12 protein-coding genes and 2 riboswitches are annotated in these 15,798 nt (G+C 42.4%); all 12 genes read right to left on the bottom strand.

The window, feature by feature from the left end:
- Positions 1 to 82 precede the first annotated feature (82 nt).
- Positions 83 to 1,795 carry a PKD-like domain-containing protein gene (locus KQP79_RS04075; RefSeq protein WP_004312386.1) on the bottom strand — a complete coding sequence of 571 codons (1,713 nt, stop codon included), beginning with the start codon at positions 1,793 to 1,795 and terminating at the stop codon, positions 83 to 85.
- Positions 1,795 to 3,414, bottom strand: coding sequence for a PL29 family lyase N-terminal domain-containing protein (locus tag KQP79_RS04070; protein WP_004312387.1), 1,620 nt, complete (start codon positions 3,412 to 3,414; stop codon positions 1,795 to 1,797). Before KQP79_RS04070 ends, KQP79_RS04075 begins: the two co-directional genes overlap by 1 nt.
- Positions 3,415 to 3,448: 34 nt before the next feature.
- Positions 3,449 to 4,606 carry a DUF5074 domain-containing protein gene (locus KQP79_RS04065; protein ID WP_004312388.1) on the bottom strand — a complete coding sequence of 386 codons (1,158 nt, stop codon included), beginning with the start codon at positions 4,604 to 4,606 and terminating at the stop codon, positions 3,449 to 3,451.
- Positions 4,603 to 6,666, bottom strand: a complete 2,064-nt coding sequence (locus tag KQP79_RS04060) for a TonB-dependent receptor (RefSeq protein WP_061447795.1) — start codon at positions 6,664 to 6,666, stop codon at positions 4,603 to 4,605. Before KQP79_RS04060 ends, KQP79_RS04065 begins: the two co-directional genes overlap by 4 nt.
- Positions 6,667 to 6,802: 136 nt before the next feature.
- A riboswitch (cobalamin riboswitch) is annotated at positions 6,803 to 7,021 on the bottom strand.
- Positions 7,022 to 7,152: 131 nt separating this feature from the next.
- Positions 7,153 to 8,838 carry a putative transporter gene (locus KQP79_RS04055; RefSeq protein ID WP_004312390.1) on the bottom strand — a complete coding sequence of 562 codons (1,686 nt, stop codon included), beginning with the start codon at positions 8,836 to 8,838 and terminating at the stop codon, positions 7,153 to 7,155.
- 213 nt (positions 8,839 to 9,051) lie between these two features.
- A riboswitch (cobalamin riboswitch) is annotated at positions 9,052 to 9,263 on the bottom strand.
- 78 nt (positions 9,264 to 9,341) lie between these two features.
- The gene (locus KQP79_RS04050; protein ID WP_004299412.1) at positions 9,342 to 10,097 is read right to left on the bottom strand and encodes an ABC transporter ATP-binding protein; all 756 of its coding nucleotides are present in this window, start codon (positions 10,095 to 10,097) and stop codon (positions 9,342 to 9,344) included.
- Positions 10,094 to 11,110 carry a FecCD family ABC transporter permease gene (locus KQP79_RS04045; RefSeq protein WP_004306690.1) on the bottom strand — a complete coding sequence of 339 codons (1,017 nt, stop codon included), beginning with the start codon at positions 11,108 to 11,110 and terminating at the stop codon, positions 10,094 to 10,096. Before KQP79_RS04045 ends, KQP79_RS04050 begins: the two co-directional genes overlap by 4 nt.
- Complete coding sequence (locus KQP79_RS04040) at positions 11,107 to 12,240, bottom strand: ABC transporter substrate-binding protein (RefSeq protein ID WP_004312392.1); 1,134 nt, start codon at positions 12,238 to 12,240, stop codon at positions 11,107 to 11,109. Before KQP79_RS04040 ends, KQP79_RS04045 begins: the two co-directional genes overlap by 4 nt.
- Positions 12,241 to 12,921: 681 nt before the next feature.
- Positions 12,922 to 13,458 carry an alpha-ribazole phosphatase gene (cobC, locus tag KQP79_RS04035; protein ID WP_022199122.1) on the bottom strand — a complete coding sequence of 179 codons (537 nt, stop codon included), beginning with the start codon at positions 13,456 to 13,458 and terminating at the stop codon, positions 12,922 to 12,924.
- An 8-nt stretch (positions 13,459 to 13,466) separates the two neighbouring features.
- The gene (locus tag KQP79_RS04030) at positions 13,467 to 14,213 is read right to left on the bottom strand and encodes an adenosylcobinamide-GDP ribazoletransferase (RefSeq protein ID WP_004321880.1); all 747 of its coding nucleotides are present in this window, start codon (positions 14,211 to 14,213) and stop codon (positions 13,467 to 13,469) included.
- Between the two features lies 1 nt (position 14,214).
- The gene (cobT, locus tag KQP79_RS04025) at positions 14,215 to 15,252 is read right to left on the bottom strand and encodes a nicotinate-nucleotide--dimethylbenzimidazole phosphoribosyltransferase (protein WP_004312395.1); all 1,038 of its coding nucleotides are present in this window, start codon (positions 15,250 to 15,252) and stop codon (positions 14,215 to 14,217) included.
- A 2-nt stretch (positions 15,253 to 15,254) separates the two neighbouring features.
- Positions 15,255 to 15,764, bottom strand: a complete 510-nt coding sequence (cobU, locus tag KQP79_RS04020; protein ID WP_004312396.1) for a bifunctional adenosylcobinamide kinase/adenosylcobinamide-phosphate guanylyltransferase — start codon at positions 15,762 to 15,764, stop codon at positions 15,255 to 15,257.
- Between the last annotated feature and the right edge of the window lie 34 nt (positions 15,765 to 15,798).

Here is a 15,798-nt window from a genome sequence, read left to right as displayed (position 1 = left end):
GGGAGGAGATAAAAATTACCAAATGGTAATTTTTATCTCTATATTTAATAGGGAAAAGAATCTCTTATGTATATTCTATCAATTATTTGAGCATGTTGAAATCCTTTATTCCAAAAACTTCAGTGGATATTTCACCCAACCAACCGCTTTTACTATTAACACCCACTTGTACTTTGATAAAATCAACGTACTTCAGGTTTGCATCCTTACCGTCGAAAGTTACAGCATGGGATATCTTGAAATGATTGTCAGACGGTCCGGCATTATAGTTGTCATCATCTGTCAGACGATCAATGGCGCTGAAATTATCAGCATATCCCCATTCATAACTATCATTTACCCAATAAGTACCATTACCGGATTGATCGTAATTACGCTCTTTCAGGCGAGTACCTCGCAAAGTATATTGTTTTTCCTTTACCCAGGCGGGATAATAATAATCTTGCCGGTGAAAAGCACCCAGATAATCAATAGACCCACTTTGACCATGATTGTCTGTCCATGGGGTGGGAAGCTGAATACCAGTTGGTTTATGATAGGTGACGGCATAGTCCTGCCAGGTTTCGGCTTTCCCATATTCGGATCCGCGCAATTCATACCAAGTGTCATTAGGTAACCCATCACCATTTTCGTCCTGCATTACCCATACAATTCCCGGTTCTGACGAACCATCAAAAGCGTTTCCTGTAATAGCAATGTTGTAATCTCCATCATTCACGATACTATGATCGAATCCAACGATGATGTATCCACCGAATCCGCCTAGGGAAACATAAGCCGTCTGATTGATTCGTTCTTCTGCATAGGTGCAGGCTTCTGCCATAGTTGTTGTGTTATGATTCTCATTGATGAATTGACCGGGAGCCGGTAAATATTCATATACTTTGTTCATTGACGCAGAACTTGTGGCGCTAATCTTCCGCTGGTATGTTCCTGCGGGAGGGCAAACATTGACTTTTAATGTTTGCGTAGCGAGTATATATGAGTTCTTCATTTCGACCTTTACCGTGTGTTCTCCCTGCTGCTCGGATGTAAACAGATAAGTATCATTTTCTCCGGATTGCACTTGTTCATTGTCCACGGTCCATGTATAGACTGCATCCAGTGCATTATTCACGTCAACCGGTTTGATACGGATAGTTCTGCCGGCTGACATGTTATATTCCGTTTGCAGGAATGTCCAGTTGAAATCTACTTGATCCGGTGAACAAACTTCTACTTTGAAAGTTACTTCGTCATCGCCATCTTCATTGTGAGTAGCAAAACGAACTTGATATTCGCCAAGCTCGATTGTGGGGAGAGTACAGGTTAATTCGTTCGAAATATCTTCACCGTTTATTTGCCAGGAGTAACTGGTTTCCAGAAAAGAATCTACTATAGGTGTAATGGTTAGTTCAGAGCCTTGAAGCACTTTGAAACCTTTGTCGGCATCCGCAATAGAGATAGTCGGTACATCAAGTTGAAAGACATCGATACGTATCTCCTTTTCTGTTGTCCCTCCGGCATTGGTGGCAGAAATCAGAATGAAATACCTGCCTGCTTCATCGGCTGAAAATGTCAGGGTGGAAGTGGTACAGATACTCTTTCCATCTATTGTCCAGTTAAAGGTCGTTTCCGAATCGGTATTTTCATAAACAGGAGCGATGGTTATCTCCCGACCAATTTTTGTTTTATAGATGGGGGATTCTTCTTTCAAGGTAATGACAGGAGCGGAAAGAAGAGGAGAGTCCTCCTCTTCTTTCACGCATGATATTAATGCTAACAGAACAAATAAAAAAAGTATAATATGTTTCATTAGAATCTCACTGCTACATCATCATAAGCAAAATAGGCAGGTTGGCTGAAACCATATCCGTTATCATTACTTCCAGTGACATTAAAGTCTATTTTGACCACTTTGCCTAATGCGGATAAATCCCATTTTGTCCATTCAAGTATATTACCCTCGGCTCCAACCAAATAAAATTCCGGACGTGTAGCTACTTCTTTTCCATCTTCATCATAACCGATAGCAACCAGTTTCACCCAATCATCTTTGCCTGCGGGTGCGGTCAAACCGTTACCGTTGGCCACACAGTTGGCTAGGTAGGTCGTCATAGTCACATACATATGGTCAACTACACGAGCAACTCCGTCTCCAAAGTAAATATAGGGTAATGGACCGTTGGCATATCCGGAATTGTCTGCATAGCCGTAATGTACGCAGAAGTTTTTGGAACCATTATGTCCTCCAAAACCAGTTTTTGCATCCTGATAATAAACGGCTAGTTGGTGCTGGAAGTCTCCATGAGTAAGATCCATATCCAGATAATTGGAAATTGCGTGTCCGCCACCCCAGTATTGGTAATCACCCCATCCGTTAGGAAGTTCGGAAGCAAGAAAAGTGTTGTTTGCATCACTCCAGTTATAGAGTTGGTTATTCTTAGGATAAAGTAGTGGGCCACCATATTGTTGGCTGTCAATTAATGATGACCAGTTTCTTTCTCCTACCATGTTAGCATCACCTTTATAATCAACATCCTCGAATGTCAAGAAGTGTGCTTCACGCACTGCTCTTAATTGCATTTTTATTACTTTACCGAAAGCTTTGGACGGAGTGACAAGTATTTTAAGTTCACCATCTTTGACATCATCACCTGAAACTGCCGGAGCTGTGATTCTTAAGTCTTTATCATTAAGAACCGCTGTCCATCCTTGCGGAATAGCAATTAATGTTGCGTCGTCTATATTGGCAGTTGTAAGAAGATACGTCCTTGTTTCATTAGACGAGAACAAGGTATAATCCCTATTGGCAATGTCAAATGTATATGTTTCCCCTTTGGGCAATGTGAACGACGTTCCATCTGCAAGAGTAACTAGTACATGATTGTCATTAACTGTAACAGATTTGAAGAAAGAGTCTCCGTCTTGTCCTTCCGCTTTCACAGGTTTTCCGTCTGTTCCGTTAATACGTTTGGCTCCTTCGCCTGTATCAACGGTCCAGTATCCGTCACTGTCAACTCCCATAACTGGAGTTGTACCTGTCACTTTTAACTTGTTAGTTGCATCCGGCAGCCATTCTGTAGTACCGTTGGTAGTAATGGTCCAGTAATATATTCCGTCTTCGTCAGCTTTCACTCCAATCACAGGAGCATCTGTACCATTCTTTCCATTTTTGATAGATACGGTGCTTCCATCACTGAAAGTTAATGTGTAGCCATCAGATGTCTGTTCCGTGTTGGTGATTACTTTCCCTTGATTTAATGCGTCTACCAAACTCTGTAAAGTTGTAATTTCAGAGTTCATTTTCTTGACTGTTGTTTCTAGTGTTTCTACTCGTCCGTCGAGATCATTGACTTTATCCCAGAGATCATCGTCATTGTAGCAACTGCATACTGTAACGACAGTGAGCAGTAAAAATAGAATTTTCTTCATTGCTTTTGTTTTTAATTATTAATAGAATTGTGAATTATTGAATCTCTTTTAGTTTCTTATCTGTAAAGGCAATATGTGCCGGAATGTCCCCCGTGATGACTGACCATTTCTTTTTTCCATCCCGGGAGAAACAGTATAATGTGCCGGGAGTCACATAGTCTTTGGCATCGGTGACGAAGAATTCACCTGTTTCCGGATTGATTGCTATTCCATAAGGTATCTTGATAGATTTTTCCGTACCATCTGTAATAAAATTGCGGGTATCAGTTTTCTTTGTTTTTGTATTATAGATGGCGTAAGAGACTGTCCAACTGTTGGTGTAATAACTCCATTCTGTACTGTATACATACAGTGAATCTCTGCAAATAGCCATTTCTGTATTGGGAAGAAGCGGTAATTCTTCGATTACTTTATCGGTATTGGAATCTATTACAAATGTTTCGGAGTAAGTGTCATAATAATCTCCCCGGGATGAGACATAAATATTTCCGTATTGGTCTAATTCCATTCTATGCAAATTGATTCCCACATCAATGGTTTTGATAACTTTGAATGTGTTCAAGTCGATGACGGATACCGTGCGGTCATAATTAGGTACGCGATACCCGCCGGAGTTGGCTACATAGAGTTTGTTGCCCACAATCACCATTTCTTCCGGCTGGTAGCCGACCACACAGGTATCTTTGACAGTCAGTGTGGTAGTGTCAACACGTGCTACATACCCCAGTCTGGCGTTGGGATCTATTTTGACAGGGCCTGCATACGAACTGACGTATGCATATTTATCTTTAAAGACGATATAACGGCAATTAGGTATGGAAATTTGCGTGATGTGTTTTGCTGTTTCTACATTCATCACTTCTACGAAATGAGAACAGTTGATGATGGCATATAACTTATTTCCATAGATTTGGATATCATTTCCCACATCCCCCAATTCTTGTACGACTCCCGGGTTCCGTTCCGCATAGATATTCTTATGATAGATACCGGTTTCGTAATCAAAGTAATCAAGGGTAGCCTTGTTGCTTCCCATATTTCCTTCATTGAGTAGAAAGAAACCTTTGACAGAGGTACCGCTTACTCCGGGAGTAACTTGGTTGGGAGTTGACGGAATAATGCGTTCATCTTCGCGACAAGAAGTCGATAGAAGAACAAAACAGATAATGATGGATAGAACAGATATTCTCATAACATGACGTTTAATTTGATTTTAAAACTTGTACCGGGCATAGGATAGCATTGCACTACTTCATATTGCTGATTGAAGATATTATTAATTTCTGCCGTTACACGTATTCCCGTTTTCCCCCATTGAAAAGTTTTGGATAGGGAAAAATCGTGGGTATACCAGGGCTGTGCGTAGTTCTCCGGGATATTGGCGACTGCTTCATAACGTTCACCTGTATAAATGAAACTATAGTTACAGGACCATGTTTGGTAACTTCCATTGAGGATGATGGAACCTCCATGCCAAGGTATATAAGGAATCTGGCCTCCATACCATTCACTGGTAGGATCGGTAAAATCCTGTGCCTTTTGATAGGTGTAATTGAAGAGAGTGCTAAGTTCCACCTTTCCGAAGCCCCATTCTCCTCGTATGGCTGCGTCTAATCCCCGAATTTCCACATGTCCGAGATTAATCATAGTCCAACGGAACTGGTTGGAGGTAGGCATGGCAATGATTTTATCATCTACTTCATTATAGTAACCATCTATTTGTAAGTCCAGGCTTTTCAGCCAATGGTTATTCCAGGTGTGAGAGAAAGTGATACCCACATCGTATTGGGTGGTATATTCTGGTTTTAAGTCCTTATTGCCTATAAAAGTATAATACAAATCATTGAGAGTTGGCATGCGAAAGACTTTCTTATAAAAGGCCCGTACATTCAGAGGGAGCTTGGTCAATGGTTGCCAGGTGGCTATGACAGACGGAGTGTATTTGTTTTTGGTGCCTGCATTGGCTCCTTTGGTACGTGTATTGTCATCGATATGAGTATATAACAGGCTCGCCTGCAACATGAGGCGGTTGAAGTCAAAGGACGTGGCAGCAGAAGTCAGGATTGTATTACGGGTTGGATAGACAAAATCTATGAGATCGGCCCGTAATGCATTCCATTGAAAATCGTTGGATAATGACATTCTCCACCAGGGATAGATGGTGAATAAATGGGCGGCCGAAGCATAGATTTCTTGCTGTCGGTAGTGATTGTCTACGTACATGGTGGTGACATCCAGTCTGGGATCGGATAAATAGTGGAGATAGTCATAAGCATATTTTCCGTTGGCTAGCAGACTGTACCAAGGCTTAAAATAGTTTTGAAAAGAGCCTTGCACAAACAGATTGGTATCCCACTGCCGGTCCTGATGGCGAAACTTACCCGGTTCTTCTCTTACCGCAGCTCCGGGGTATCCCCGTTCCGAATTGTATAGGTATGCTTTGGCTTTCCATTCTCCTTTGGGGACTTTTCCGAAGAATGCATTCTCCAAACGTAACATTCTTACGTCTCCATTTTGACGAACAGCTGTTGTGTCGTAACCATCTTTCTTGGCGTATGTGAATTTATATCGTCCTGATGTATACATATACTCCGTACTGATGGAACTGCTTATTCGTTCGTTGAAACGATGTTCCCAAAGTAGTGACGGATTGATGGTAGAGAATGAACCGCCTTTCACCCCGATGTTCAGATTGTTTTTCTTTTCCCCTTTGAATAGGGGTTTTCGTGTCTGCATATATATGGCACTTGCGGAACTATAATCTTTGGCAGGTTGGAAGATGGCACTTTTTTGACCATTATATAGTGAAATGACTTCCATATTATCTAATGAAAAACGGCCTAGATCGACGACTCCATTTTGCGCATTTCCTAATTCAATACCATCGTAAAATACTCCGACATGATGACTGCCCATACTTCGTATATTGACGGTTTTTAGTCCTCCAATACCTCCGTAATCTTTTATCTGTACTCCGGAAAAGTAGCGCAAAGCATCAGCAACGGAGTAAACATTGAGCTTCTCAAGTTCTTTGCCGGACAGAATCTGTACAGGAGACATCTTTTTTTGCATCCGGTTGCTGTAGATAGTAACTTCTTTGAGTTTGAGAAGTGTATCAGACAGAGAAGTCTGATGCCGAACCCTGGACTGGGAAATGGCCGGTAATGTGGTAAATAGAGATAGAATCAAACATAATATCCACCGTAAATGGATATAATGCTTATTGTATGAATGGACTTGAATAGAAAGCATGTCTTTTATTTTATAGGTATAAAAAATCCGTTTGTTCAGATCTGAATTCAATCTACACAAACGGACATATAGCTATTATACCAAATAAAAGATAATTGCTTATTTTCTATTTGACTACTACCCGAAATCCCGCAGGTGTAAATCAGAGCATCAAGGCAGGTCTTCTGACTCATCCCATTTTGCAACGCCTTCCCAGATAAACTATCCAGTGACTTTTGTGTTGCAATTTTGCTCTTTGATTACAAGGAGCGGAGATTTACAGCAGCAGGTACTGTTGCCGGTTTACACGGCATTCCCTTTTCATTCCTTTACAACGCAAAAGTTGTTCAAGGAAACCTTAACGGCACAAAGTTAGAAAGTTTTTATTAATTAGTTTGTTTTATTCTAAAAAAATATCCCATTGACCAATAACAAATATTCCGGCATCTGATCCTATTCTCTCCATTTGTTAGTAATCAATTGGATGGAAAAGGATATATTAATATGTTATCCCAACGACAGAATCAATATTTGTGCCGTCAATACTCGCAGAAACATGGTGAGCGGATACACCGTAGCGTAGCCGACGGCAGGCGCATCACAGGAGGTCAGGTCATTGGAGTAAGCCAATGCCGGCGGATTGGTGGTAGAACCAGCCAGAACTCCGATAAGCGTGAAATAATTCAGCTTGCAATAATACCGTCCTATCAATCCCGTAATCAGAAGTGGCAGGATGGTTATGATTACTCCGTAGCCTACCCATATATATCCTCCGCCATGAATGACTGTGTCTACAAAGCCTTCGCCTGCTCCTAAACCTACGCAAGCGAGGAAGATGGAAATACCGATTTCACGAAGCATCAGGTTGGCACTCATGGTGGTATAAGTAATCAGCTTGTATTTCGGACCGAAACGGCTAATCAGGATAGAAACGATGAGCGGACCGCCTGCCAATCCTAGTTTCACAGGTTGCGGAATTCCGGGAAATGCGAAAGGAAGACTTCCCAGAATACATCCTAAAGCGATACCTATAAAGATAGGAATCAGGTTCGGATGATTTAAGCGTTTCATGGAGTTGCCAAGTACTTTCTCTGCATGGGCAACAGCCAGTTCGGAACCTACAATGGTGACACGGTCTCCCATTTGTAACTGTAATTGTGGAGAGGCTACCAAGTCTACTCCCGAACGATTGACGCGGGTGATGTTTGCTCCGAAGTTATTTCTGATTTTGAGTTGTGAAAGCGTTTTCCCGTTCAATTCCGGTTTAGTAATCAGGATACGGCGTGAAATGAGCTCTTTGTTCAGTTGTTCCCATTCCATTTTGATTTCCTTTCCGAAGAATATAGTGATTGCTTCCACGTCAATCGGGGTAGAGATCACTAATATGATATCCCCTACATGTAGAATTGTTTCGGAATTGACCAATTCGGTTTCTCCACCCTCGCGGTGTTTGATGCGGGAAATGACAAACTTACGGTTCAGTAACGGGCGGAGTTCTTTAATCCTGATGCCGTCTACCGATTCGTTTCTCACTTCAATGGAGATAGGGCGTACGGTAAGTTCCTGGAGATGTCCCAGACCGACTTCTGCTTCTTTTTCTTCTTGAGCAGTATTGATGCGAAGGAGATATTTCAAAGCAAGCAGGGAAAGGATGATACCTACTACACCCAGCGGATAGCTGACTGCATATCCTAAAGCAATTTCGGGAGCATCTATGCCATTCAAATCACTGTTGGCCTGTTGTGCGGCTCCCAGTCCCGGAGTATTGGTGACGGCTCCGGACAAAATACCTACCATTGTGGTAATCGGAGTTCCGGTGGTGAAGTGCAGGATAATAGTAATGGTTACTCCTAATACTACTACGAGCATAGCTAGCATATTCAGGGTAAAGCCCCCCTTTTTGAATGCTGAAAAAAAGCCGGGTCCTACCTGCAAACCAATTGAGTAAACAAACAGAATCAATCCGAATTCTTTTAGAAAGTGGAGCAGGTGTTCGTCCAGATTCATGTTGAAATGGCCGAATACGATTCCGACAAAGAGTATCCAGGTAACTCCCAGAGATACTCCCCGCACTTTGATTTTTGCAAGGATGATTCCAAACGCTATGGTTAGTGACAGAATCAGTACGGAGTGTGCCACTCCGCCGCCCCAAAGATTGGGGTAACCTTCAAATAAATTTCTTAGAACTTCCATTGTGATTATTATATGATGATATTTAGTTTAGCTAAAAGTAACCCCGGAGAAATCACTTCTGCGGGGATACGCACACATTGAGCATGACGGTCTAATGCCGTCCTTTTGATATTTTAGCTAGAGAGAATTTATCCTCCTTCAATCATTTCCGATGTCATGACTACTCGATTCTTTTTTTACAGTCTGCCGTTTTCCTATCCCACGAGTAAAAACAACTATAAAGGTATGAATGGCAGGTCTTCTGACTGACTCCCTTCCTGATGCCTTCCCGACCTTGACTATCGATACCTGGTCAGTGGTAAAAGTAAATATCAAGAAGTTGAATGGAGTTTCACAGCAGCGGGACTGTCCGGGATTTACACCCGATTCCCTTTTAATTCAGATAGTTGATATGGCTATCTGAAACCAATTCGGGGCAAAGATAGCGAATTTATATAGGAACCCAAATGAATGCTACCTATTTATTTTATACACAGTCTGATTCTTGTCGGATATCTGTTTGTTTATTTGATGCGTACTCTCATCTCCTGCACATCAAACGTGACGGATTCATTTCGGAAAAGTCTTTCTATATGTCCGCTAGCCACCATTTCCGGAGTAGGCAGCGTGTACATCTGCGGATTATCTATGAGCATGATGGAGTCGCAAAGCGATAAGGCGATGTCGAGGTCATGAGTGGAGAATAAGACACATTTTTTTTCTTCCTGTGCCAGTTTCTTTAAAAGCAAACAGAGCTCGTAGCGGTTAGGTAAGTCCAGGAAGGCGGTCGGTTCATCAAGCAGGATGACGGGAGTATCCTGTGCAAGAGCACGGGCAATCATGATTCGCTGACATTCGCCATCGGACATTTTATCCATTGTCTTTTCTGCATAACCGGACATACCGACTAGCTGCATAGCGTCATCCACCCGCTTTTGGTCTTCCGGTTGCAGTTGGCCGATCCAGTTGGTATAGGGAGCACGCCCTAAGGCTACTACATCTTTACAGCGGAGATTAGCGATACGTACTTTATCGGTGGTGACAAAGCTTATATTCCGGGCTAATTTTTCCGGTTTCAATGATGCTATGTTTTTTCCTTGCAGAGTAATCTCTCCTGATTGAGGCTTTTCCAGCCCCATCATAGCACGGAGCAGGGTGCTCTTTCCCGTTCCGTTACGTCCTAACAGGGCAACGAGTTGTCCGCCTGTGATTCGGGCATTTACCGTTTCCAACAGCGTGCGCTGTCCATATCCTAATGTCAGTTCTTTAAGTTCTATCATTTGAATCTACGCAAGTTTTTAGCAATTACCCATAAAATAACCGGAACACCTAGTAAGGCGGTGATGCAGTTAACCGGAAGTAGGAACTTCTTGGCGATGATGTCGCAGAGAAGCATGCTGATAAGCCCTGTCAGCATGGTGCCGGGGACCAGTATCCGGTGGTCGGCATTGTTGAATAGCAGTCGTGTGACATGCGGTACTGCCAGGCCGATAAATCCTACCGGACCACAGAAAGCGGTGACCGTTCCTGTCAGCAGTGCGGTAGAAACGAAGATGAACGTGCGTGAACGTTTAATGTTCATTCCCATCGTTCGTGCATAATTTTCACCGAGCAGTAACAGGTTCAGCGATTTGATACAGGCTACGGAAATTAGTAAACCGATACATAACATCGGTATCATAATTCCCAGTTGGGTGACTGTGATGTGGCTAAGAGATCCCATTGACCAGAGTGTGAACATTTTCAGTTGTTCGGCAGAACTTAGGTATTGGAGTATCTGAATGATAGCGCCTGCTACGTAGCCTATCATAACTCCCATAATCAATACACCGAGAATGTTTTTTACTTTCCGGCTGATAATGGCTACTCCCAATAAGATTACGGCAGTTCCTACCCAGCCCGAGCCAACGATACCCAGCGACTGAAGAATTGGAAACTCCGCCCATCCAAGTAATGGAGCACCTAGTATGAACAGAGCTACGCCCAGTCCTGCACCGGAACTTACTCCCAACAGGTAAGGGTCTGCTAATGGATTCTGGAATACTGTTTGCATCTGTAAACCGCTAACGGAGAGTGCTATTCCTATTAAAGCCGCTACCACTACCCGTATGAAACGGATAGAAAGGAGAATATTCCGTGTCATTTCGTCACATTCGCCTCCGGTGAGTACAGCCCATACCTTGGTGATAGGAATATATGTATCTCCCGTTGCCATGTCTATCAGTAATAACAGTATGGCAACTATACCCAGTGTAATGAATAAAAAGGGAGTGCGTTTATCAGGCTGTTTCATTCCAGATGTCTGTAATAGTAAAGTGAATCGGATACGAGTTCGGGGTGAAAGATATGAATCAGGTCACGCAATACGACGTCGGGACGTACCACTGCAGATTCCCAGTAGTCATTACCTCCTGTCGGTGTTGTTCGTAAATTATTGTTGTAAACAGTTTTTTCGCGTACAGCTTTGGCGTCTACAAATTTAGGATTGACCGTCTTTAGTTCATCCAACGTAGAAGCCATGCCTACATTAATCCAGTAGTCGGCCTTTTGTATCAGTTTGTAAGCTGTTTCCAGTCCGATGGGAGTGGAACTGTTAGACTTGTTTTCTTGGTAGATGTAATCCGCACCCGCATCAGTTACCAATTGTGCCATGTAACTTTGTGTGGAAGGCATCACCCAACTGTCGTTCCACGGGGTATTGAGCATAACGGTAGGACGTTGTTCTACCGATTCGGTGAGCGCTTTCAAAACTTGATAACGTTTAGGGATTTCACGGAATATTTCGATGCCTTTTTCCCTGCTGTCTGTTAATTCGGCAAGAGCTACCAGCCATTCGGCTTTACCAAGCGGCGATTCCTCCAAATATTCTCCTACATACATATAAGGTATATACAGTTCTTTCAGTTTGTCTGTTACGGCAGTTTGCGCATCTCCGATACCGTATAACAGGACAACATCCGGTTTCAGTCCCAATAATAACTCATAATTCATTTCGGGGCCCATGTCCTTGATAGAATTTTTATGTGCGAGAATATATGGATTGGATACATAGTCGATGCCCGATACTCCGACAATTTTGTCCACTTGACCTAGAGCGTCGAACATGGCGATGTAGGAAGAAGCCATACATACGATACGTTTTGCTCCGGCAGGAATCGTAGGACCGGTAAATCCGGCAGGCGCTTGTTCACCGTTGCGGGAAATGAAATAAGACATTTTCACGTCCTTGGCTCCCTGCCATGGGTTGGAAACCTGAATAAGTGTGCTGGCGGTATTGTCCGCACCCAGAATCTTGAATCCGGTTGCGTATTCAGGTGTATAGACATCCTGTTTGAAAGCCTCGAGAGAAGTCTTCTTGTTGGATATACAACTAGCCAGGAAGAGAAGACATAGCCATGTGAGGATTGAAATAGGAGATTTCATCTTTATTCGTGTATCTTTTAAATGAATAAATAATTTTCGGTGTCTGAAGATTGACATTGCGGGGCAAAGATAAGTATCTTTGGAGATATTCTTTCTTTTTTTATTGCATTTTCTCCGAAATCATTCCTATTTATGTATCCTCCCCTTAGGCAGGCAGAATGGATTAAGTTTATCGGTCTGCTGATTACTTCAGAGAATTTCTGCACCTTAAAGATTCAGAAAAAGTTTGGAGATGCTTTTTACCCTCGCACTCTCACCCATTGACTCAAACCGCTTATTCATCATAGTTACAGGTGTGAGGGTAAGAGTGAGAGTAGGGTGAGGGTAAACAGTTACTCTCACCCTGTCTCGTCTTGATTTGGTTGATAGGTTAAACCTGAAGTTTATAAGGATATAGTAAATCCATCGAAAGTATGTAGTTATTTGCAGAATCTATGCAGATAATGGCTTGTTCATATAGGTAAACACTTAGTTTCAAGTAGCGAAACATTTTGTTTCTCGGTGTGAAACACTTCGTTTCATTACTTGAAACATTTCGTTTCTCGGTGCGAAACACTTTGTCCCAAGTAATGAAATAAAGTGGAACTGCCGTCAACCGAAAATTCTCCAGTAAGTAATTATTAAACAGGGTGTGAGGGTAAAGACATCGCAAACTTATTAGAGATATCTACACCTGTTTGTTTACGGGCACTCTTGATATAGAAAAACTCCTCCGTAGGCAGGTACTGCCTGAAATGCTTCTTCCTGGTGAATCAACTTTGCATAAATCTGTGCGCAAATCAATACGCCGCCATGAGCAAATACTACTATATTTTCAGCCTCCTTTTGTTTGATTTCGTCTAAAAATGCGGCTACTCGTCTATATTGGTCGGCAAACGATTCTCCATTGGTTGCTTTTACATTCATGTAGTCGTCATACCAGCATTGGAGATTCGGGTCTTTGATTTTATTAAAATACTGCATTTCCCAATCTCCGAAATTAAGTTCCAGTATTCTTGGGTCACGGATGGTATCTCCGAATCCGCAATACTGTGCCAGACGGGTGCATCTGGATAGAGGACTGGTGTAAGCCATATCAAAGTGAATGGATTCGATTTTAGCTTTGGTTACGGCTGCTTCTATCTCAAATGTAGGACGTAAAGGAACGTCGTCTGACTGACCGTAACAAAGACCTTTAGGAACGTCGACAGAGGTATGTCTGATTAGATAAATATTCATAGGTTTACTTATTTTATATAGATAGACATCACTGCTCCCAGCCAGAAACTCATTTCGCTTAAGAGAAATAATGCACCGCAACAATCTCCGGTATATCCGTTCAGACGTCGTTTCATCATCCGGCAGATAAAGAAGAATACCAGAATGGGAAATATACATACGGGCCAGTAGCTTGGAGGAAGTAATAGGAGAGGTAGTATTCCACCCATCGCAGACATTACGATCTCTCCAAAACTCATTCTTGTATATACTGTTCCGGATTTGCTATCTTCTTCTTTCCGTGCATAGGGCAGGTAATTGATGATATTGGAAGAAATGAATTTACTCCAGGTATCTCCGCTTAGTAATAAGAAAGGAGTAACTGCTAAGGGAAGTGCGACCAGTAGATTGTAAGCAAATAAATAATAGATGATTAATCCCAAAACTCCATAGCTTCCGATATGGGAATCTTTCATGATGCGTAATGTGCTTTCTCTGTTCGTCCCACCTCCGAATCCATCGAAGAAATCGGCCAATCCATCCTCATGCAATGCTCCTGTGATAAGTAAACGTGAAGTCAGTGCCAGGATTACGGCTACTCCGTGAGGTAGAATAGTACTGGCTCCCCAGAAAATCAATGCCATCATTCCCCCGGTCAGCCAGCCACTGAAACTCCAATAATTGACAACGTGTTTGAAACACTCCTGCGGAACTTCTTTTATTTTCCAGAAAGGCAATCGTGTAAAGAATATGAGGGCGGCAAGTATCTGGTTCATTTTAGAAATATTTAGTGATGGAAGCATGAGCAAATGAATCCATTTCATTCAGCATTTTCACAGCGGAATCCACAATGGGATAGGCACAAACGGAACCGCTTCCTTCTCCAAGTCTTAATCCGAGATTGAGTAGGGGACGTGCTCCGAGATAATCCAATAATAGCTTATGTCCGCTCTCGTCTCCCTGATGACCGAATATGGCGTAGCTCATCACTTCCGGATAAAGGCGTGAAGCGGCAAGAATACAATTGGTCATTATAAATCCATCAATTAAAATAACCATTCCCAGTTCTGCAGCTTTGAGCATTGCTCCTACGGCCATTACCATTTCGTAACCTCCGAAACGGCAGAGGATTTCTTCTGCGGAATGCTCTCCCGGATATTGTTCGAGAGATCTTTTCAGAACTTCGTATTTGTGGTTTATTCCCTGGTGATTGAGTCCGCTTCCTGCACCTACACATTGATCTAATGGGATTCCGGTGAAGCAAGTCATCCATAGAGAAGAGGACGAAGTATTTCCGATTCCCATTTCACCGAAGCTAATGATATTGCAGCCTTCCTGGTGAGAAGTGTCTACACATTGGGCACCATGCTCCAGGCAAAGTTCCATCTCTTCAGGTGTCATGGCTGCTTCATGAAGGAAATTGCGTGTTCCTCTTCCGACTTTCATGTTAATGATACCTTTTTCATAAGGTAAATCATAATCGACTCCTGCGTCTACAATTTTAAGAGTGAAACCGTGCTGTCGGCACAGGAAATTGATCCCTGCTCCCCCATGAAGAAAGTTGCTGATTTGTTGCCAGGTTACTTCTTTAGGAGATGGGCTGACTTTTTCTTCTACGATGCCATGATCCGCGGCAAAGATTATATTTTGAGGATGAGTTAATCGTGGAGAAAGGGATTGTTGGATCAGTCCGATTTGCAAAGCAATTTTTTCCAGTCTTCCAAGCGATCCTTTAGGCTTGGTCAGATTATTGATTTTGTCAATCAGAGCTTCTTTGATAGCTTCATCCGGCTTTTGAATATGAAATGTTTTCATGTTTATTTTATTTTTACGGGAATACCACTTGCCATGAGATATACATCGTCGGCATGCGATGCGATGTATTGATTGGTCCAACCTTGCAAGTCTGTGAATTTACGTTGCAGTTTGTTCTCGGAAACTCCCCCCCAACCAATCTCATTAGTTACAAATATGAAAGTGGCATCCTGCTGGGTAAATTTGTCGAATTCTTTTTTGACGGCTTCCAATGAGGAGGCAACGTTAGAATCAAACTCCATAAAGAAGTTAGTGCACCAAAGAGTTACACAATCTATCACTACGACTCTGCCCGCTACATTGTGACGGCTCAATTCTTTTTCTTCTTCTATATTTATCCATTCAGGACCGCGGTTCTTTTGATGGCGTTCTACCCTTTTTCTGAATTCTTCGTCCCATATCCTGGCAGTGGCCAAGTAAACCGGTGACGTAGTAAGTTCATGCGCTTTATTTTCCGCGAACGAACTTTTACCGGATCGTTGTCCTCCTGTGATTAGTATAATCCTTTTCATTAAGTTGCTGATTGAATAATGGATGGACAAAGGT

This window comes from Bacteroides sp. DH3716P (assembly GCF_025914115.1).
Taxonomy (GTDB): Bacteria; Bacteroidota; Bacteroidia; order Bacteroidales; family Bacteroidaceae; genus Bacteroides; species Bacteroides ovatus.
The sequence above is the reverse complement of the archived record's forward strand: the minus strand, read 5'-3'. Positions and strand labels throughout refer to the sequence as shown.